At 56.5% G+C, this 17,863-nt stretch carries 33 protein-coding genes; 2 read left to right on the top strand and 31 right to left on the bottom strand.

Features of this window, described 5'->3' with window-relative positions:
* Nucleotides 1–113 precede the first annotated feature (113 nt).
* A complete protein-coding gene (locus GMST_RS21595) occupies nt 114–1,277 on the top strand; it encodes an SDH family Clp fold serine proteinase (RefSeq protein ID WP_183356786.1) in 1,164 nt (387 codons plus the stop codon).
* Between the two features lie 485 nt (nt 1,278–1,762).
* Nucleotides 1,763–1,939 carry a helix-turn-helix transcriptional regulator gene (locus GMST_RS21590; RefSeq protein WP_183356785.1) on the top strand — a complete coding sequence of 59 codons (177 nt, stop codon included), beginning with the start codon at nt 1,763–1,765 and terminating at the stop codon, nt 1,937–1,939.
* A 701-nt stretch (nt 1,940–2,640) separates the two neighbouring features.
* Here GMST_RS21590 and rplQ read toward each other — a convergent pair.
* The 31 genes from rplQ to GMST_RS21435 form a co-directional block, all read right to left on the bottom strand.
* A complete protein-coding gene (gene rplQ, locus GMST_RS21585) occupies nt 2,641–3,123 on the bottom strand; it encodes a 50S ribosomal protein L17 (protein ID WP_183356784.1) in 483 nt (160 codons plus the stop codon).
* 42 nt (nt 3,124–3,165) lie between these two features.
* The gene (locus tag GMST_RS21580; RefSeq protein ID WP_183356783.1) at nt 3,166–4,185 is read right to left on the bottom strand and encodes a DNA-directed RNA polymerase subunit alpha; all 1,020 of its coding nucleotides are present in this window, start codon (nt 4,183–4,185) and stop codon (nt 3,166–3,168) included.
* A gap of 33 nt (nt 4,186–4,218) precedes the next feature.
* A complete protein-coding gene (gene rpsD, locus GMST_RS21575; RefSeq protein ID WP_183356782.1) occupies nt 4,219–4,845 on the bottom strand; it encodes a 30S ribosomal protein S4 in 627 nt (208 codons plus the stop codon).
* A 61-nt stretch (nt 4,846–4,906) separates the two neighbouring features.
* A complete protein-coding gene (rpsK, locus tag GMST_RS21570) occupies nt 4,907–5,302 on the bottom strand; it encodes a 30S ribosomal protein S11 (protein ID WP_183356781.1) in 396 nt (131 codons plus the stop codon).
* A gap of 12 nt (nt 5,303–5,314) precedes the next feature.
* On the bottom strand, nt 5,315–5,683 hold the full coding sequence (gene rpsM, locus GMST_RS21565; RefSeq protein ID WP_183356780.1) for a 30S ribosomal protein S13: 369 nt from the start codon (nt 5,681–5,683) through the stop codon (nt 5,315–5,317).
* A gap of 25 nt (nt 5,684–5,708) precedes the next feature.
* Complete coding sequence (rpmJ, locus tag GMST_RS21560; protein WP_183356779.1) at nt 5,709–5,822, bottom strand: 50S ribosomal protein L36; 114 nt, start codon at nt 5,820–5,822, stop codon at nt 5,709–5,711.
* Between the two features lie 32 nt (nt 5,823–5,854).
* On the bottom strand, nt 5,855–6,601 hold the full coding sequence (gene map, locus GMST_RS21555; RefSeq protein ID WP_183356778.1) for a type I methionyl aminopeptidase: 747 nt from the start codon (nt 6,599–6,601) through the stop codon (nt 5,855–5,857).
* 3 nt (nt 6,602–6,604) lie between these two features.
* Nucleotides 6,605–7,249, bottom strand: a complete 645-nt coding sequence (locus GMST_RS21550) for an adenylate kinase (RefSeq protein ID WP_183356777.1) — start codon at nt 7,247–7,249, stop codon at nt 6,605–6,607.
* 8 nt (nt 7,250–7,257) lie between these two features.
* Nucleotides 7,258–8,565 carry a preprotein translocase subunit SecY gene (gene secY / locus GMST_RS21545; protein WP_183356776.1) on the bottom strand — a complete coding sequence of 436 codons (1,308 nt, stop codon included), beginning with the start codon at nt 8,563–8,565 and terminating at the stop codon, nt 7,258–7,260.
* A gap of 3 nt (nt 8,566–8,568) precedes the next feature.
* A complete protein-coding gene (gene rplO / locus GMST_RS21540) occupies nt 8,569–9,009 on the bottom strand; it encodes a 50S ribosomal protein L15 (RefSeq protein ID WP_183356775.1) in 441 nt (146 codons plus the stop codon).
* 32 nt (nt 9,010–9,041) lie between these two features.
* Nucleotides 9,042–9,218: a 50S ribosomal protein L30 gene (rpmD, locus tag GMST_RS21535; RefSeq protein WP_183356774.1), complete on the bottom strand. Its 177-nt coding sequence runs from the start codon at nt 9,216–9,218 to the stop codon at nt 9,042–9,044.
* Between the two features lie 28 nt (nt 9,219–9,246).
* Nucleotides 9,247–9,738 (bottom strand): 30S ribosomal protein S5, encoded by a 492-nt coding sequence (gene rpsE, locus GMST_RS21530; protein ID WP_183356773.1) that lies wholly within the window; start codon nt 9,736–9,738, stop codon nt 9,247–9,249.
* Nucleotides 9,739–9,759: 21 nt separating this feature from the next.
* Nucleotides 9,760–10,128, bottom strand: coding sequence for a 50S ribosomal protein L18 (gene rplR / locus GMST_RS21525; RefSeq protein WP_183356772.1), 369 nt, complete (start codon nt 10,126–10,128; stop codon nt 9,760–9,762).
* A gap of 39 nt (nt 10,129–10,167) precedes the next feature.
* On the bottom strand, nt 10,168–10,707 hold the full coding sequence (rplF, locus tag GMST_RS21520; RefSeq protein WP_183356771.1) for a 50S ribosomal protein L6: 540 nt from the start codon (nt 10,705–10,707) through the stop codon (nt 10,168–10,170).
* A 24-nt stretch (nt 10,708–10,731) separates the two neighbouring features.
* A complete protein-coding gene (gene rpsH, locus GMST_RS21515; protein WP_183356770.1) occupies nt 10,732–11,130 on the bottom strand; it encodes a 30S ribosomal protein S8 in 399 nt (132 codons plus the stop codon).
* Between the two features lie 32 nt (nt 11,131–11,162).
* Entirely contained in the window at nt 11,163–11,348 is a 186-nt protein-coding gene (locus GMST_RS21510; protein ID WP_183356769.1) for a type Z 30S ribosomal protein S14, read from the bottom strand.
* A gap of 20 nt (nt 11,349–11,368) precedes the next feature.
* On the bottom strand, nt 11,369–11,908 hold the full coding sequence (gene rplE / locus GMST_RS21505; protein WP_183356768.1) for a 50S ribosomal protein L5: 540 nt from the start codon (nt 11,906–11,908) through the stop codon (nt 11,369–11,371).
* Nucleotides 11,909–11,921: 13 nt separating this feature from the next.
* Nucleotides 11,922–12,248 carry a 50S ribosomal protein L24 gene (gene rplX / locus GMST_RS21500; RefSeq protein ID WP_183356767.1) on the bottom strand — a complete coding sequence of 109 codons (327 nt, stop codon included), beginning with the start codon at nt 12,246–12,248 and terminating at the stop codon, nt 11,922–11,924.
* A gap of 22 nt (nt 12,249–12,270) precedes the next feature.
* Nucleotides 12,271–12,639, bottom strand: coding sequence for a 50S ribosomal protein L14 (gene rplN, locus GMST_RS21495; protein ID WP_183356766.1), 369 nt, complete (start codon nt 12,637–12,639; stop codon nt 12,271–12,273).
* A gap of 29 nt (nt 12,640–12,668) precedes the next feature.
* Nucleotides 12,669–12,926, bottom strand: coding sequence for a 30S ribosomal protein S17 (gene rpsQ, locus GMST_RS21490; RefSeq protein ID WP_183356765.1), 258 nt, complete (start codon nt 12,924–12,926; stop codon nt 12,669–12,671).
* A 9-nt stretch (nt 12,927–12,935) separates the two neighbouring features.
* A complete protein-coding gene (gene rpmC, locus GMST_RS21485) occupies nt 12,936–13,124 on the bottom strand; it encodes a 50S ribosomal protein L29 (protein WP_183356764.1) in 189 nt (62 codons plus the stop codon).
* On the bottom strand, nt 13,114–13,536 hold the full coding sequence (rplP, locus tag GMST_RS21480; RefSeq protein WP_183356763.1) for a 50S ribosomal protein L16: 423 nt from the start codon (nt 13,534–13,536) through the stop codon (nt 13,114–13,116). Before rplP ends, rpmC begins: the two co-directional genes overlap by 11 nt.
* 18 nt (nt 13,537–13,554) lie before the next feature.
* Complete coding sequence (gene rpsC, locus GMST_RS21475) at nt 13,555–14,193, bottom strand: 30S ribosomal protein S3 (RefSeq protein WP_183356762.1); 639 nt, start codon at nt 14,191–14,193, stop codon at nt 13,555–13,557.
* Between the two features lie 23 nt (nt 14,194–14,216).
* A complete protein-coding gene (gene rplV, locus GMST_RS21470; protein ID WP_183356761.1) occupies nt 14,217–14,552 on the bottom strand; it encodes a 50S ribosomal protein L22 in 336 nt (111 codons plus the stop codon).
* 20 nt (nt 14,553–14,572) lie between these two features.
* Complete coding sequence (rpsS, locus tag GMST_RS21465) at nt 14,573–14,854, bottom strand: 30S ribosomal protein S19 (RefSeq protein WP_183356760.1); 282 nt, start codon at nt 14,852–14,854, stop codon at nt 14,573–14,575.
* 26 nt (nt 14,855–14,880) lie between these two features.
* Nucleotides 14,881–15,705, bottom strand: coding sequence for a 50S ribosomal protein L2 (gene rplB / locus GMST_RS21460; RefSeq protein WP_183356759.1), 825 nt, complete (start codon nt 15,703–15,705; stop codon nt 14,881–14,883).
* A 22-nt stretch (nt 15,706–15,727) separates the two neighbouring features.
* Nucleotides 15,728–16,012, bottom strand: coding sequence for a 50S ribosomal protein L23 (locus GMST_RS21455; RefSeq protein WP_183356758.1), 285 nt, complete (start codon nt 16,010–16,012; stop codon nt 15,728–15,730).
* The gene (gene rplD, locus GMST_RS21450; protein ID WP_183356757.1) at nt 16,009–16,632 is read right to left on the bottom strand and encodes a 50S ribosomal protein L4; all 624 of its coding nucleotides are present in this window, start codon (nt 16,630–16,632) and stop codon (nt 16,009–16,011) included. The genes GMST_RS21455 and rplD overlap by 4 nt, the downstream gene beginning before the upstream one ends.
* Before the next feature lie 18 nt (nt 16,633–16,650).
* On the bottom strand, nt 16,651–17,286 hold the full coding sequence (rplC, locus tag GMST_RS21445; RefSeq protein ID WP_183356756.1) for a 50S ribosomal protein L3: 636 nt from the start codon (nt 17,284–17,286) through the stop codon (nt 16,651–16,653).
* Nucleotides 17,287–17,307: 21 nt separating this feature from the next.
* Nucleotides 17,308–17,616: a 30S ribosomal protein S10 gene (gene rpsJ, locus GMST_RS21440; protein WP_012529365.1), complete on the bottom strand. Its 309-nt coding sequence runs from the start codon at nt 17,614–17,616 to the stop codon at nt 17,308–17,310.
* A gap of 114 nt (nt 17,617–17,730) precedes the next feature.
* Nucleotides 17,731–17,863: EF-Tu C-terminal domain-related protein (locus tag GMST_RS21435; protein ID WP_503826516.1), on the bottom strand; the 133-nt coding region annotated here is incomplete at its 5' end.

Raw genomic sequence — 17,863 nt, 5'->3', positions numbered from 1 at the left:
AAGGTCTACATGAACATTAATTACATTAAAATTGATGCATTGTGTCTCTAATGCGTGTAAATTGTTGCGGCGAAAGATAGCCGTTACCAGTCGAAGCCAAAGGAGACCACCCGATGGGCTTTTTTTCAGAGTATCTCGCTTCACAGTTACATCAGGACCCAATACGGTTGCTTGCTGAACGTAAACTCCAACTGTCACGGATCTCCGCCCTTCGGGGAGGAAGGGATATTCTGGTTTACGCTGGAGACATTAATGCCTCTGACCAACCAACTCAAATCGGGTACGAAGATTTATTGCCTTTTGGGGACCAACTGGCGAATCTTAACGGCAAAGCAATAGACATTATCGTTGAGACGCCTGGTGGATACGCTGAAGTAGTTGAAGATATAGTGAGAATCGTCCGAAACAAGTACTCAGATTTCGCAATAATCGTTCCAGGGTGGGCTAAGAGCGCAGGGACAATCTTAGCAATGGCTGCCGACGAAATTTTGATGGGGCCAATGTCGGCACTTGGGCCGATTGATGCGCAGATGCAATGGCAGGGGAAAAGGTTTTCTGCGGGCGAGTTGTTAGATGGGATGACAAAAATTAAAGATGAGGTCCTCGCGAAAGGCTTTTTAAGCCAAGCCTACATTCCCCTTTTACAGGGCATCTCACCAGGAGAACTACAGCGTGCCGAAAATGCGCAGCAATTCTCGCAAACACTGGTAAAAGACTGGCTCGTGAAGTTTAAGTTCAAAAACTGGCACACCCATTCGAGCACAGGTGCTCCTGTAACTGAAGAAGATAAGAAACAAAGAGCTGAGGACATTGCCGCCCTTCTGTGCGACCATGCCAAGTGGCTGACACATGGCAGATCTTTGAAGATAGAAGACCTACGGAAAATGAAGCTCGAAATTGCAGATTACTCCGTGAATACTGCCCTGGCAGAGGCGATCCGGAGATATCATGTGCTCCTCCAAATGACTTTCCAACTGGGTCACTTTAAAATCTTCGAAACCACCTCCAGTCAAATCGTCAGGTCTGTGCAGAAAAACGCCCCGGTATTTCCGGCGTTAGCTCCCCCTGGTGGTCAAGGTTCGATGGCCGAAATAGAAGTGCTTTGCCCCGCGTGTGGGACCCAAGCCAAATTACAAGCTAGCCAACCTGGTACCCCTCTAAAACCAGGCAATCTAAATTTCCCCGTAGAGAACGCGTTCCCATGCCCGAAATGTGGTTTTATGCATGACTTAGCACAAGTTAGAGCCCAATTGAAAACGATGGGCCTTGGTGTATAAATTACGCGCTACCTTAACTTTTTTATCCTGACTGACGATAAGGATTATGTTATCATTGCCCCACCTGGAGGAGAAAATGGAGACATCGGAAAGATTTAAGATTCTGTTTGAGGCGTTGCCCCCCATTGAGGTTACAACTACTACGGTATATCAGGAGTGCGAGGCGATCAGCAGACTTCGCGCGATTGTTGAAGGGGTCATGGCGCCCACCTCCACTACTACCTATTCAACGTAAGCTTAGCCTCTGCTGCTGGCAGGCAGGCCTGCTCCAACCTGTTTTAAAAACGCCCCATCGGTCCCGAGGGGCGTTTTTTATTTTAGGGGGCGGCGGCCCAGGTTCTTAGCAGCCTGACTGATTACCATGCACAATAACTAAAGTGTATAGTAATCATGGGAGCTGGGTTACCGATGTTATGTCCCTGGAGCAGCAAAACTACGGTTACTGTGCACAATAAACCAAGTGTATAGTAATGGGAGGGGGCAGTATGGTGGATCGATTGCTCGACACCCTTGAGGCGGCAAAACTTCTTGCCACTGCTGAACAGACTCTTCGGATCTGGCGTGTTCAGGGCAAAGGACCAAAGTTTGTAAAACTGGGTCGGGCTGTCCGTTACAGGGAAAGCGACATTGCCGCGTTCATCAAGTCTTTAGAGACGACATAAAACACGAGCACAAAGCGTTGGCATCCCAGTTTGGCCACGGTAGCAGGCCGCCTCCCTCTTCTGGAGAAGAACTTCCAAGTCTCTTTCCCTTGGCAGGTCATTATCGAGGCTTTCTCGGATAGATTCCTTTTTTTGCGGCCGCTTCAAGGAAGGCCTGCCGACGCGCCGCAAATGATTCTGGGGCAACAGGGGGCTCACCTTGAAGGAAAGGTGAATGTGATAGAAGGAGGGGGGCCAGCAGTGTGACGACTTCTTTAGCAATAGCCACATGGTCTTCGTGATCAAGTTGCATATTTAGCCTCACTAGGGTGACACTATAGAGCCACTACAAAGAGCTTACCTATTTTTTAGCGTATAATTGCCTAGAGTTATGAGCTTTGGACTTGAAACCCAGTAGAGGCGTTTGATTCTCATCGGGTGGGCATAGTAGCAGAGTGCGGGTTTTACTGCAAAGGCAAAGATGACAAGGGGTGACGGGCGCGCAGGGGATACCCGCCCGGACTCCAGCCCGGCCCGGACCTAGGCTCGGCGGGCATGGTCACTGGCCAGGGACCCGGACACCGGACGCAGGAACATCCCCGGCAACCTTCCCGTGTGGGAGCGTGCGAACGAGGGGTGGCGCAGTGCAAAAATGGCGACCATACGCAAAGAGGCACGGTTTCCCGTGCCTCTTTGGCTACTGCTTTAGGTTGTAAAGTAGATTACTCTTCGGTCTTCTCTTCGGCCGGAGCCTCTTCGACTGCCGGGGCAGCCTCGACGACCGGAGCTGCCTTGGCGGCTTTGGCGGCCTTCGGAGCGGCCGGCTTGGCGGCTTTCTTCGGCTTCAGCTCGGCTTCCACCAGTTCGATGATGGAGACCGGTGCGTTGTCGCCCGGACGGATGCCCAGCTTGATGATCCTGGTGTAACCACCCTGACGCTCGGCGTACATCGGTGCGATCTCGGTGAAGAGCTTGGTCACGACCTTCTTGTCGCGGATGTAGGCAGCTGCAAGCCTGGTCGCGTGAAGGTCACCCTTCTTACCGAGGGTGATCATACGCTCGGCGATTGAACGGAGCTCTTTCGCCTTGGCGTCGGTCGTGGTGATCTTTCCGTGCTCGAGAAAGGAGGTCACCATGTTCCTGAACATGGCGATCCTGTGGCTTGTGGTCCTGCCTAATCTTCTACCCGCGCTGTTGTGACGCATATCAATTCACTTCCTTTTATCTAAAAGTAAAGTCTTACGAGACTATTCTTCTTTCTGCTCGCCTCTCAGGCGCCTCATGATCTCCGGGTCGGGGAAGTTTTCCAGCTTCATCCCGAGGGTGAGCCCCATATCGACCAGGATGTCCTTGATCTCGTTGAGCGACTTGCGGCCGAAGTTCTGGGTTTTCAGCATCTCGGCTTCGCTTCTGGAGACCAGTTCGCCGATCAGCTTGATGCCAGCGTTCTTCAGGCAGTTGGCAGAACGGACCGAGAGCTCCAGCTCGTCAACCGAGCGGTAGAGATTCTCGTTGAAGCGCTCGCGCTCCTCCTCCGGCTCCGCCTCTTCCTGCGGCTCCACATCCTCGTCGAAGTTGATGAAGATGGAAAGCTGATCTTTCAGGATCTTGGAGGCGAAAGCCACCGAATCCTGCGGCTTCACCGAACCGTCGGTCCAGACTTCGATGGTCAGCTTGTCGTAGTCGGTGATCTGTCCTACGCGAGCGTTGGTGACGGTGAAGTTGACCTTGTAGACCGGCGAGAAGATCGCGTCGATGGGGATGGTTCCCACCGGTGCTTTCTCGTCGCGGTTGCGGTCTGCAGGGACGTATCCTTTGCCGACCTTGACAATCAGGTCCATTTCCAGGTTCGCATCCTTGGAGCAGGTCGCGATGTGGTGTTCGGGGTTCAGGATCTCAACGTTGTTGTCGGTGAGGATGTCCTTCGCCTTCACCACCCCTTCGCCCTTCTGGACGATGCGGATCATCCTGGCCTCGTTCCCGTGGACCTTGAGACGCACCCCCTTGAGGTTCAGGATGATATCGGTCATGTCCTCGGTGACGCCGGGAACCGCTGAGAACTCGTGCAGCACCCCCTTGGCCTTCACCGAGACGATGGCGGCACCCTGGAGGCTGGAGAGGAGAACCCGGCGCAGTCCGGTGCCGAGGGTGGTGCCGAACCCCCTTTCAAAGGGCTCGGCGTAGAACTTACCGTATGTATTAGTGAGCGATTCTGTCTCAACCTGAAGCTTCTTCGGCCTGATCAGATCGCGCCAGTTTTTATACATTTAGATCCCCCTGTACAGGTTGTAGTTCAGCCTTTACTTGGAGTAGAGCTCGACGATCAACTGCTCCTGAATCGGCATGGTGATGTCTTCGCGTACCGGCATGGCCTTAACGGTGCCTTTGAAGGCATCCTTCTCCAACTCCAGCCACTGCGGAATACCCCTGCGAACTACTGCCTCGAGAGATTCGGTGATGCTTGCGACCTTGCGGCTCTTCTCACGCAGCTGCAGCACGTCGCCGGCCTTCACCTGGATGGACGGGATGTTTGCTTTCCGCCCGTTCAGGGTGAAGTGGCTGTGGCGCACCAGCTGACGGGCTTCCGTACGGGAAGCGGCGAAGCCGAGACGGTAGATGACGTTGTCGAGCCTGCGCTCGAGGAGGAACAGCAGATTCTCGCCGGTCACACCCTTCATCCGGTCCGCGGACTCGAAGTAACCGCGGAACTGGTTCTCCAGGATGCCGTAGATGCGACGCACCTTCTGTTTTTCACGCAACTGAACGCCGTAATCAGAAACTTTTACGCGACCCTGACCATGCTGGCCCGGCGGGTAGCTCCTTCTCTTAATGGCACACTTGTCAGTGTAGCAACGCTCGCCTTTAAGAAAAAGTTCCGTGCCTTCCCGCCTGCACAGCCTGCATGAGGGTCCTGTATACCTAGCCAATGAAGACCTCCTTGAATCCTAACTGATAGTTCCGTAACTCTAGTTCCGAAAGTGCTTCGGACTAGACTCTTCTTCTCTTCGGGGGACGGCAACCGTTGTGCGGAATCGGCGTGACGTCGCGGATGAAGCTGACGGCGAAGCCGGCAGCCTGCAGGGCGCGCAGTGCGGACTCGCGGCCGGAGCCGGGGCCTTTCACGTACACCTCGATGGTGCGCATGCCATGCTCCTGGGCCTTCTTCGCCGCATCCTCGGCAGCCATCTGGGCTGCAAACGGGGTGCTCTTGCGGGAACCCTTGAAGCCCTTGGCACCGGAGGTGCACCAGGCGACCACGTTACCGACCGGGTCGGTGATGGTGATCATGGTATTGTTGAAGGTAGCCTGGATGTGCGCCACCCCAGTGGGGATATTCTTTTTCTCTTTTTTCTTCTTTACGACCTTCTTAGCCGGGCTCGCCATTATCCCTCCAGATTATTTCTTCTTGCCAGCGACCGTACGAGCCGGCCCTTTCCTGGTGCGTGCGTTGGTCTTGGTGCGCTGACCGCGGCAGGGCAGACCTTTCCTGTGACGGAGACCGCGGTAGCAGCCGAGATCCATCAGACGCTTGATGCTCATGGAAATGTCGCGGCGCAGGTCGCCCTCAACCTTGACATTCTTGTCGATGTACTCCCTGATTTTGGAGACTTCCGCCTCGGTCAGGTTGTCGCAACGGGTGTTCATGTCAACACCGGTTGCTTTCAGGATTTCCTGGGAAAGAGACCTGCCGATACCGTAAATGTAGGTAAGCGCGATCTCGATTCTTTTATTTTTGGGTAGGTCTACCCCTGCGATACGTGCCAATGCCCGCTCCTCCTAATAGTTGCTCTTAACCCTGTCTCTGGGAATGCTTGGGAATGTCGCAGATTACACGCACGATCCCTTTACGCTTAACAATCTTGCACTTCACACAGATCTTCTTCACCGATGCACGAACCTTCATAGTTCACTTCCTCTCAAAACGTAGTGCCGTTCTTATAATCGTGAAAGTATCAGCGGGCCGTTGTCCGTGATGGCCACCGTGTGCTCGAAGTGGGCCGAAAGCCCGCCGTCACAGGTAACCGCTGTCCAGCCGTCCTGCAAAACCTTTACATCGAAACCCTTCTCGTTGATCATCGGCTCGATGGCAAGCACCATGCCCACCTTGAGCTTGGGCCCCTTGCCGGGAGCGCCGAAGTTAGGGATCTGCGGCCCCTCGTGCAGCTCCTTGCCGATGCCGTGCCCCACGAAGTCGCGCACCACGGAGAAACCGTATTTCTCGACGTGAGCTTGGACCGCATGGGAGACGTCCGAAAGCCGGTGCTCGGTGTCGGCCATCTCGATCCCCTTGTAGAGCGACTCCTCGGTGACCTTGACCAGCTTGGCCACCTGGGGCGAGACCTCACCAACCGCGACGGTGATGGCTGCGTCACCGTAAAAGCCGCCGTAGACCACGCCGAAATCGAGGCTCACGATATCGCCGGATTTAAGTACCCGGCCGGAAGGCATCCCGTGAACCACCTGCTCGTTCACCGAGCAGCAAAGCGAATAAGGAAAGCCGCTGTAACCCTTGAAGGCCGGCTTCGCCTTCCGCTTCAGCGTTTCCTGCTCGGCAAAGGCGTCCAGCTCGAGGAGCGTGACACCCGGTGCGACCATCTCTTTAAGGCCGGCGAGGATCTCGGCAACCATTCTGCTGGCAGCTGCCATCTTCTGGATCTCGGCGGGCGACTTGAGTACGATCACGCCTTAGCCCTGAATCTGGGAGAGGATCGCAGACTGAACCCCATCCACCGTGCCGAGGCCGTCGACCGAGCGCAAAAGCCCGCACTCCTGATAGTAGGAGATGAGCGGAGCGGTCTGCTCGTCGTAGACCTTAAGGCGGTTCAGAATGGTAGCTTCCTTGTCGTCCTCGCGCTGGTACAGCTCGCCCGAGCAGGCATCGCAGACGCCCGACACCTTGGAAGGCGCAAACTCGACGTGGTACACTGCGCCGCACTTGGCACAGGCGCGGCGGCCGGTAAGGCGCGTCAAGAGCTCCTTCTGGTCGACCGAGAGGGACACCACGTGGTCGATGCCGCGCCCCATCCGGGAAAGCACACCCTTGAGAGCGTCTGCCTGACCAACAGTGCGCGGGAACCCGTCCAGAACGAACCCGGGAACGCAGTCAGCCTGGGCTAGACGCTCTTCAACGATGCCGATGACGACCTCGTCGGGAACCAGGGCACCGCTATCCATGAAACCCTTGGCCTTCACCCCCATCGGGGTAAGGTCCTTAACAGCAGCCCGCAGAATATCACCAGTGGATATCTGCGGGATGCCGAACCTGTCTATTAACAGTTTTGCCTGGGTCCCCTTACCAACTCCCGGAGGCCCGAGTAGGATCAGATTCATGTCGATTCCTATTTGCGACCCTGGATCCGCACGCCCTTCATGAAGCCCTCGTAGCTGCGGGTGATCAGGTGCGCCTCGATCTGGGAGAGGGTATCCATGCCGACGCCCACGGCGATCAGCAGCGAGGTACCGCCGAAGTAGAAGGGAAGGTTGAACTTTCCGATCAGTATCGAGGGGAGTACACAGATGACCGAGATGTAGATGGCACCAGCAAAGGTCAGCTTGGTCAGCACCGAGTCAAGGAAGTCCGAGGTCTCTTTGCCCGGCCGGATGCCCGGCACGTAGCCACCCTGCTTCTTCACGTTATCGGCGACATCAACCGGGTTGAATGTCACAGCCGTGTAGAAATAACAGAAAAAGACGATGAAGGCAACAAAAAATATCTCGTAGAGCCAGTTGCCCGGCGTCAGCTTCTTGGAAGCCTGCTGCACCCAGGGGACGTTGATAAAGTTGCCTACCGTCGCCGGGAACATGATGATGGAGGAGGCGAAGATCGGCGGGATGACCCCGGCCATGTTCACCTTGAGCGGCAGGTGCGAACTCTGCGCCCCCATGGTCTTCAACCCCACCACCCTTTTGGCGTAGTGGATCGGGATGCGACGCTGGCCGCGCTCGATGAACACCACCGCGGCGATCACCAGGAACATCACAGCAGCTACGAAGACCAGGACCAGTAGGTTCATCTCACCGGTCTTGATGAGCCTGAAGCTGTTGCCAAGCGCGGTCGGGATGCGGGCCACGATGCCGGCGAAGATGATGAGTGAGATACCGTTGCCGATCCCCTTCTCGGACATCTGCTCGCCGAGCCACATGATGAATGCGGTGCCGGCGGTCAGGGTGATCACGGTCATGAAACGGAATCCCCAGCCCGGACTCGGAACCACCAACTCGCCGGCGGGTCCGCGCATCGCCTCGAGGCCGATGGAGATTCCGAAACCCTGTACCACCGACAGCACGATGGTGCCGTAGCGGGTGTACTGGATGATCTTCTTGCGCCCTGCGTCACCTTCCTTGGAAAGCTTCTCGACGGCCGGGAGCACCACGGTCAGGAGCTGGAAGATAATCGAGGAGGAGATGTACGGCATGATGCCGAGCGCGAAGACCGTCAACTTTTCGAGAGCCCCGCCAGAAAACATGTCGAACATCCCGAGCAGGGTACCCTGGGCAGCCTTGAAAAAGTGGGACAAGGCCTGCGCGTCGATACCCGGGGTCGGAATGTGACAACCGACACGGTACACGGCCAGCATGGCCAAAGAAAACAAGACTTTCTTTTTGAGTTCCGGGATCTTGAAAATGTTCTGGAAGGCTTCTATCACAGACTAGATCTCCTCGATGGAGCCACCTGCCGCACTGATTTTTTCGCGGGCGGTTGCGCTGAATTTGTGAGCCTTGATGGTCAGCGCGCGGGTCAGCTCGCCGGTGGCCAGCACCTTGATGCCGTCGCACACGTCCGAGATCAGGCCGCTTTTCAGCAGTGCCTCTGCGTCTACCACACTACCCGCCTCGAAGATCTCGAGCTGGCAGAGGTTGACGAGGGCGTACTCCTTCTTGGTAAGCGGGGTGAAGCCACGCTTGGGGAGACGCCTGTGCATCGGCATCTGGCCGCCCTCGAAGCCCGGCTTGATCGACCCGCCGGAGCGTGCCTTCTGACCCTTGTGGCCCTTGGTAGCGGTCTTGCCGTGGCCGGAGCCAGTGCCCCTGCCGATGCGCTTTCTATTCTTGTTAGCCCCGATGGCGGGCTTGATAGTGTTCAATTCCATGTTTATCACCTTTAAGGGAGTTACCCGGGGAATTACTCTTCCACGCGTACCATATGGGAAACTTTTGCGATCATCCCGCGGATTTCCGGGGTGTCCTTCAGGACCACGGTCTTCTCACGCTTGGTGAGGCCCATGCCCAAGAGACAACCCCTCAACTTCTCAGGCTGACCGATGTGGCTCTTGATGAGGGTAACCTTCAACTCTGACATTTTCAGCTCCTTAAAATGGTACTTGGGGCTACTCGGCAGCCAGTCCGCGACGAGCCATGAGCTCCTCGGCGGTCTTCAGCTTGGCCAAACCGGCGAAAGCAGCCTTCACCACGTTGTGCGGGTTGTTGGAACCCAGGCACTTGGCGAGGATGTTGTGCACCCCGGCGGACTCGAAGACCGCGCGGGCAGCACCGCCGGCGATCACGCCGGTACCGGCGCTGGCCGGCATCATCAGGACCTTGCCTGCACCGAACTGGCCCAGGATCTCAAACGGGATGGTCTGGCCGGCAACGATGGGAACCTTGATCAGGTTCTTCTTGGCCTGTTCGACCCCTTTACGGATCGCTTCGGGAACCTCGTTGGCCTTGCCGAGGCCGTAGCCCACGACACCGTTGCCATCGCCCACCACCACCAGGGCGGAGAAGCTGAAGCGACGGCCACCCTTGACGACCTTGGCGACGCGGCTGATATGGACGACCCTATCAGTAAGATTCATTTCACTGGCGTTGATCTTAAGCAAACCTATTCCTCCTTACCTGCCCTAGAAGGACAGACCGTTTTCACGTGCGGCTTCAGCCAGGGCTTTGATTCTTCCGTGGTAGAGGAATCCGTTACGGTCGAAGACGACCGCAGTGATATCCTTCTCAAGGGCCTTCTTGGCGATCGCGGCGCCGACCTTGGTAGCAGCCTCGATGTTCCCCGTGTAGGACAGCCCCTCGGCGACGGCGTCCTCGACAGTGGAGGCGGCGACGAGCGTGGCACCAGTGGTGTCATCGATCAGCTGGGCGTATATGTGGCGCGCGCTCTTGAAGACGTTCAGTCTCGGGCGAGCAGTCGATCCGGTGATTTTTTTCCTGACCCTGGTCTGTCTTTTAAGACGAGCCACCTGTTTTTGGGCTAAAGAACTCAAGGCACTTCTCCTTAGTCGTATTGCTTAATGGTTTACGGTTTATTTCTTACCAGTCTTGCCGGCTTTCCTCAGGATGGTCTCGTCGGCGTACTTGACGCCTTTTCCTTTGTACGGCTCGGGCGGACGGAAGGCGCGGATCTTGGCTGCGGTCTGGCCGACCACTTCCTTGTCGATACCGATGACCTTCATCTTGGTCATCTTGTCGACTTCGACGGTGATCCCTGCCGGCAGCTCGAAGTTGACCGGGTGGGAGAAGCCCAGGGAGAGGTTCAGGACGTTGCCTTTCACCTCGGCGCGGTAGCCGACGCCGTTGATCTCGAGGGCGGTCTCAAAGCCTTTGGAAACGCCGATCACCATGTTGTTGATCAGGGTGCGGGAAATCCCGTGTGCGGAGCGGCACTTGGTGGAATCGTCGTTGCGAGTCACCGTTACCGCCTTGTCGTCGACCGAAATCGCGACACCGCCCATCATGGAGCGGGTAAGAGACCCTTTCGGGCCCTGCACCGTGATCTCCGGGGCGTTGTATATGACTTTCACCCCCGCAGGGATCGCGATGGGAAGTTTTCCTATTCTAGACATGCAAAGCTCCTTAAAGCGAAATGACTACCAGACCGTGCAGAGGACCTCGCCGCCGATATTGAGCTCGCGAGCGGTCTTGTCGGTGACCAGGCCCTTGGAGGTCGACAGGATCGCGACACCCAGTCCGTTTTTCACCTGCTTGATCTTGTCGGAGTTGACGTAGACCCGGCCGCCCGGCTTGCTTACCCTCTTGATCTCATTGATGACCGGTTCCTTCTCATCGATGAACTTGAGGTAGACGCGCAGAATCCCCTGTTTGCTATCGGCGATCACCTTGAAGTTTTTGATGAACCCTTCGTTACGCAAAACGGTAGCGAGGCTCACTTTCAGGTTCGACGACGGGATGTCTACTTTCTGATGTTTTGCCATACCGGCATTCCTGATACGGGTCAGCATGTCGGCGATTGGATCTGTCATGCACATACAAACTACTCCTTATTACCTGAATCGGTATATTACCAGCTGGATTTTATCACGCCCGGAATCTGGCCGGAGTTAGCGAGCTTCCTCAGACAGATCCTGCACATGTCAAATTTCCGGTAGTAAGCTCTGGGGCGACCGCACAGGGGGCAGCGATTGCGCTCGCGTACCTTGAACTTGTTGCCTCTCTGAGCCTTTATGATCATCGATGTCTTAGCCACGGGATTCCTCCAAAACTTGATTAGTTCCTGAACGGCAGGCCCATGAGCTTCAAGAGTGCCTTACCTTCTGCGTCGGTCTTTGCAGTCGTCACGATGGTGATGTTCATCCCCTTGACCTTGTCGACCTTGTCGTACTCGATCTCCGGGAAGATCATCTGCTCCTTGATGCCCATGGAGTAGTTGCCCTTGCCGTCGAACCCTTTGCCGGAGATCCCTTTGAAGTCGCGCACGCGCGGCAGGGCCACCGCCACCAGGCGGTCGAGGAATTCGTACATCTTCTCGCGGCGCAGCGTTACGGACACGCCGATCGGCATCCCCTGACGCAGCTTGAAGCTCGCGATGGACTTCTTGGCCTTGGTGATCACCGGTTTCTGCCCGGCGATAGCGGCCATCTCCTCCACTGCGGAGTCGAGGATCTTCACGTTCTGGATCGCCTCGCCGAGTCCCATGTTCAGGACCACCTTGGTGATCTTGGGAACTTCCATAACGTTTTTGTAGTTATGGTCCTTCATCAACTGTGTAACCATCTCTTTATTGTAAAGCTCAGCTAGCCGTGCCATTCAATCCTCCAATCTATTTATCAAAGGACTCGCCGCATTTGACACAGCAGCGCGCCTTCTTACCGTCTTCCAGGACAGTGATCCTGGTCCTGACCGGCTTGTTGCACTTCGCGCAGTAAAGCGCGACGTTCGAGATGTGCACCGGGGCCTCTTTCTCCAGGATGCCGCCCTGCTCGGACCCGCGGGCCTTGGTGTGGCGCTTCACGATGTTGATCCCTTCGATGAGCACGCCGTCCTTCTTCGGGACCAGCGACAGGACCTTGCCGGTCTTCGTCTTGTCCTTGCCCGTGATGACCATAACGGTGTCATTCTTTTTTACGTGTAACTTTTTGCCCAGCATGGTTTTTCTCCACGAAAAATGATTAAAGTACCTCAGGAGCGAGGGATATGATTTTCATGAACTTCTTCGCGCGAAGTTCCCTGGCGACCGGTCCGAAGATACGGGTACCGACCGGCTCCTGGGCGGCGTTGATGACCACACCCGAATTGGTGTCGAAGCGGATGTAGGAGCCGTCCGGGCGACCTACCGCCTTGGCGGTACGTACCACGACTGCCTTCACAACGTCACCCTTTTTCACCTTGGAGTTCGGGATGGCTTCCTTCACCGAGGCGACGATGATGTCGCCGATCCCGGCGTAGCGGCGCTTGGAACCGCCGAGCACCTTAATGCAAAAGAGTTTCTTCGCGCCGGAGTTGTCCGCCACGTCCAATAGTGTCTGCATCTGAATCATTGTTTAACTCCCAGCCCCCGAGACCCTTACTAGGCCCTGGACTCGATAATTTGTCTGATCTTCCAGCGCTTGTCCTTGGAGAGCGGACGGGTTTCAACGATGAGCACCCGGTCGCCGATCTTGGCAACGTTCTCTTCGTCGTGGGCCTTGTACTTGGCCGAGCGCTTGATGTACTTATTGTAGACGGGGTGTTTCACGAGACGGTCGACCTTCACTACGGCAGTCTTCTCCATCTTGTCGCTCACCACGATGCCGATCTGGGTTTTACGATTGCCTCTTTCGCTCATATCTATCACTTACCCTCTCTTCTCACTGAGTACGGTCTGCACCCTGGCGATGTCCTTCTTGATGGTGGACATTTTGGAGGTGTTCTCCAGGCGCCCGGTGTGCAGCTGAAACCTCACGTTGAAAAGTTCCTTGGTGAGTTCGGCGCTCTTGGTCTGCAGTTCGGCAACCGTCGCGTTTTTAAGTTCACTAGCCTTCATTGTTTTCAGCCCTCGTAATGAATTTGGTGGCTACGGGAAGCTTGTGCGACGCCAGACGGAATGCCTCGCGAGCGACTTCCTCGGTGACACCTTCCATCTCGTACAGGACGCGGCCGGGCTTGATGACGCAAACCCAGGAGTCCGGCGAACCTTTTCCCTTACCCATACGGGTCTCAGCCGGTTTTGCGGTCAGCGGCTTGTCCGGGAAGATGCGGATCCAGACCTTGCCACCCCTCTTGATATAGCGGTTCATGGCGATACGGGCCGCCTCGATCTGGCGGGAATCTAGCCAGCCGCATTCGGTTGCCTGCAGACCAAACTCGCCGAAGGCGAGCGACACGCCGCGCTGCGGGGTCCCGGTCATGCGCCCTTTCATCTGTTTTCTATGCTTAACTCTCTTGGGCATTAACATCGCGAAAAACTCCTAACTCTATTTTTTAGCGGAGGCAAGTACTTCACCCTTGAAGAGGAGCACTTTCACGCCGATGATACCGTAGGTGGTCTTCGCCTCGGCGAAGCCGTAGTCGATGTCCGCACGCAGCGTGTGCAGGGGCACGCGCCCTTCGCGGTACCACTCGGTGCGGGACATCTCCGCACCACCCAGACGGCCGGAGCAGGTGATCTTGATCCCCTTGGCGCCGAACTTCAGGGTGGAGGTCACGCTCTTCTTCATAGCGCGGCGGAAGGCGATGCGGCGCTCGAGCTGCAGAGCGACGTTTTCAGCCACCAGCTGGGCGTCCAATTCCGGCTTGCGGACTTCCTGTATGTTAAGGTAGACCTCTTTGTCGGTGAGCTTGGCCAGCTCCTTCTTTAGGGTCTCGACCTCGGAGCCCTTCTTGCCGATGATCAGGCCCGGACGGGCGGTGAAGATGTTGATCTTCGCCTTGCCAGCCGCGCGCTCGATCTCGATCTTGGAGACGCCGGAATTGTACAGCCTCTTCTTGAGGAAGCTGCGCAGCTTCAGGTCTTCGTGAAGCAGCTTAGAGAAGTCTTTTTCCGCGTACCATTTGGAGTCCCAGGTTTTGACAACTCCCAGCCTGAACCCTATAGGATTAACTTTCTGACCCAAAACATCACCTCCGAGGTGTTAGCTTATTTCTTTTCCGCAAGGACCACGGTGATGTGGCTCGTCGGTTTTCTGATCTTGCTGGCCCGGCCCATGGCGCGGGGGGTGAAGCGCTTCAGCACTGCGCCGCCGTCAACGAAGATGGTCTTCACGTAGAGCTTGTCCACGTCGGAGACCCCCTTCTGCTCGGCGTTGGCAACGGCCGAGCTGAGCAGCTTGGCGATCAGTTTCGCCGAAGGCTGCGGGGAGAAGCGCAGGGTGTTGAGCGCGGTCTGTATGCCTTTGCCACGCACCATGTCCACGACCAGGCGAGTCTTCCTGGGGGAAAGGCGGACAGAGGATAATTTAGCTGATGATTCCATTGAAAAAACTCCTTTAGACCTTACTTCTTCTTCAGCTTGCTTTTCTTATCAGCAGCGTGACCGTAGAAGGTTCTGGTGGGTGCGAACTCGCCCATCTTGTGGCCGACCATGTTCTCCGTGACGAACACCGGAATGAATTTCTTGCCGTTGTGCACCGCGAAGGTGAGCCCGATGAAGTCCGGGATGATGGTCGAACGACGCGACCAGGTCTTAATCACACCCTTCTTGCCGGCCAGTTCTGCCTGGGCCTTTGCTTCCAGGTGCGCGTCGACAAAGGGTCCCTTCTTAATAGATCTTGCCATCTCTTAAAATCCTCTATCCAGATGATTTATTTGCTGCGTTTCTTCACGATGAAGGCCGTGGACCGCTTGTTGGTGCGGGTCTTGTAGCCCTTGGTCGGGATACCCCACGGGGTAACCGGATGACGACCACCGGAGGTACGACCCTCGCCACCGCCGTGCGGGTGGTCGACCGGGTTCATGGCGACGCCGCGGACGTGCGGGCGGATCCCCAACCAGCGCGAGCGGCCGGCCTTACCGATGGAGACGTTCTCGTGATCGATATTGCCCACTTGGCCTATGGTGGCCTTGCAGTCCATCAGGATCATGCGCACCTCGGAGGAGGGGAGCTTCACCTGGGCATACTTGCCTTCCTTGGCCATGAGCTGAGCGAAGGTGCCGGCGGAGCGGGCCAACTGGGCCCCCTTGCCGATCTTCAGCTCGATGTTGTGGATGATGGTACCCAGCGGGATCGCCTTGATGGGGAGCGTGTTGCCCGGCTTGATGTCGGCCTGCACACTGGAGATAACGGTATCGCCCACCTTGAGACCCAGCGGAGCCAGGATGTAACGCTTCTCGCCGTCCACGTAGTTCAAAAGCGCGATGCGTGCGCTCCTGCACGGGTCGTACTCGATGGTCGCGACCTTGGCCGGGATGTCGAGCTTGTCGCGACGGAAGTCGATGATCCGGTACTTCTGCTTGTGCCCGCCGCCTACGTTACGGGAGGTGACGCGCCCGTTTGCGTTCCTGCCGCCGGATTTCTTGAGGTTCTCAAGGAGCGACTTTTCCGGCTTGCACGCCGTGATCTCGTCAAAGGCAGAACAGGTCTGAGCCCTTCTCCCCGGAGAGGTAGGTTTATACGTTTTGATAGCCATTATCTAAATCCCCGTGAAAATTTTATGCTTCGAAGAAGTCGACGTTGGAACCCTCCTGGAGGGTCACGTAGGCTTTCTTCCAGTTGGAGCGTTTGCCGACGCCGTGGGCGGTGCGCTTGGTCTTGCCAGCCACATTCACCGTGTTAACCTCGGCGACCTTGGCGTTGAAGAGCTGCTCGACGGCGGCCTTGATCTCTATCTTATTGGCTGCTTTGTTCACCACGAAGGCAACGACGTTCTTGTCGTCTTTCTCAACGGTCGTCTTCTCGGTAATCAGCGGCTTCTTGATGACGTCATAGATATTCATGACTGTAACACTCCTTCGACCCTGCGAACGGCTGCCTCAGTGAAGACGACGTTCTGAAACTTCATAATGTCGAAAATATTGAGACCTTCGGGGCCCAGAACCTTAACGTTTTTTACGTTACGGGCGGAAAGCTCCAAAGTAAGATTCGCAGTATCTGTGATTACTAAGGTTTTGTCAAGATTAAACGCATTGAGAACCTCGACAAAAGACTTAGTTTTTATTGCAGGCAGTTCGAAGGAGTTGAGAACCGTGATGGCGTCCTTCTTGTAGAGCATGGAGAGCGCGCTTCTGAGAGCGGCCTTCCTCGCCTTCTTGTTCATGGCGAGACTGTACACCTTCGGCTGCGGGCCGAAGGCGACCCCGCCGCCCGGGTACTGCGGGGCGCGCTTGCAGCCCTGACGGGCCTGGCCGGTACCCTTCTGCTTGAAGGGCTTTTTGCCGGAGCCGGAGACCAGGGAGCGGTTCTTGACCGCTACGGTCCCCTGACGACGGTTGGCGAGCTGGATCTTCACGGCCTCGTGGATCAGGTACTCGCGAACGTCGGTATTGAACACCGCGTCGTCAAGCTCGATCTCACCGACCTTTGCTTTCTTGATGTCGAATATATCTAACTTAGCCATAGCTATCTCCAGCCCCCGTTATTTCTTGGCCTTGACGGAGTCCTTGATCAGGACCACGCCGTTAGCCGAGCCGGGGATCGCTCCACCGAGCAGAATCAGATTTTCCGAAGCGTCCACGCGCACCACTTTGAGGCGCTGCACGGTCACTTTCTCGTTGCCGAGCTGCCCCGGCATCTTCTTGTTCTTGAAGACCCTGGACGGGGTCGCCGAGCAGCCGATGGAACCCGGAGCGCGGTGGAAGCGCGAACCGTGGGAAGCACGGCCGCCCTTGAAGCCCCAGCGCTTGATGACGCCGGCGAAGCCCTTACCGATGGAGGTGCCGGTTACGTCGACCAGGTCGCCTTCGGCGAACACGGTGGTATCGATCACGTCACCCACGTTGTAGGCGTCGGTGTTATCCATGCGCATTTCGCGGTAGAAGGAGAACACGCCCGCGCCGGCAGCCTTGCAGTGCCCGACCTGTGCCTGGTTGGCGCGGGAGGCGTCCTTGGAGCCGAAACCCACCTGGATTGCGGAATAGCCATCCTTGGCTACGGTCTTTTTCTGAAGCACGACGCAGGGGCCGGCCTCTACCACCGTGACGGGGATGCGACGTCCGTCTTCGGCGAATATCTGGGTCATGCCCAGCTTTTTACCAATCAGTCCCTTATTCATGGTTGATCCTATCCTTAAGTATTAAAGCTTGATCTCGACGTCCACACCGGCGGAGAGGTCGAGTTTCATCAGCGCGTCCACGGTCTGCTGGGTCGGCTCGAGGATGTCGATCAGGCGTTTGTGGGTCCTGATCTCAAACTGCTCGCGCGACTTCTTGTCAACGTGGGGTCCACGAAGCACGCAGTACTTGTTGATGACGGTCGGCAGCGGGATCGGCCCGGCAACGCGTGCACCAGTCCTCTTGGCGGTATCAACGATCTCGCCTACGGAGGTGTCGAGCAGTTTGTGGTCGTATGCTTTCAAACGGATTCTAATTTTCTGACTAGGCATCTCTTCCTCGTGATGAATCAGTTTTGCAGTTTACCGGCGTCGACCCGGCAGCGCCGCCGTCAGACGGCGCTGCCGAGATTTTCATGCTGGAAAACCGTGAGTATTTGCTACTACTTACTCGATGATGGAGGCAACCACGCCGGCGCCGACGGTACGGCCGCCTTCGCGGATTGCGAAGCGCAGACCTTCGTCCATGGCGATCGGGGTGATCAGGTTGACGGTCACGGAGACGTTGTCGCCCGGCATA

This window comes from Geomonas silvestris (genome assembly GCF_014193515.1).
Lineage (GTDB): Bacteria > Desulfobacterota > Desulfuromonadia > Geobacterales > Geobacteraceae > Geomonas > Geomonas silvestris.
Note: the sequence above shows the minus strand (reverse complement) of the source record. Positions and strands in the feature narration are given on the sequence as shown.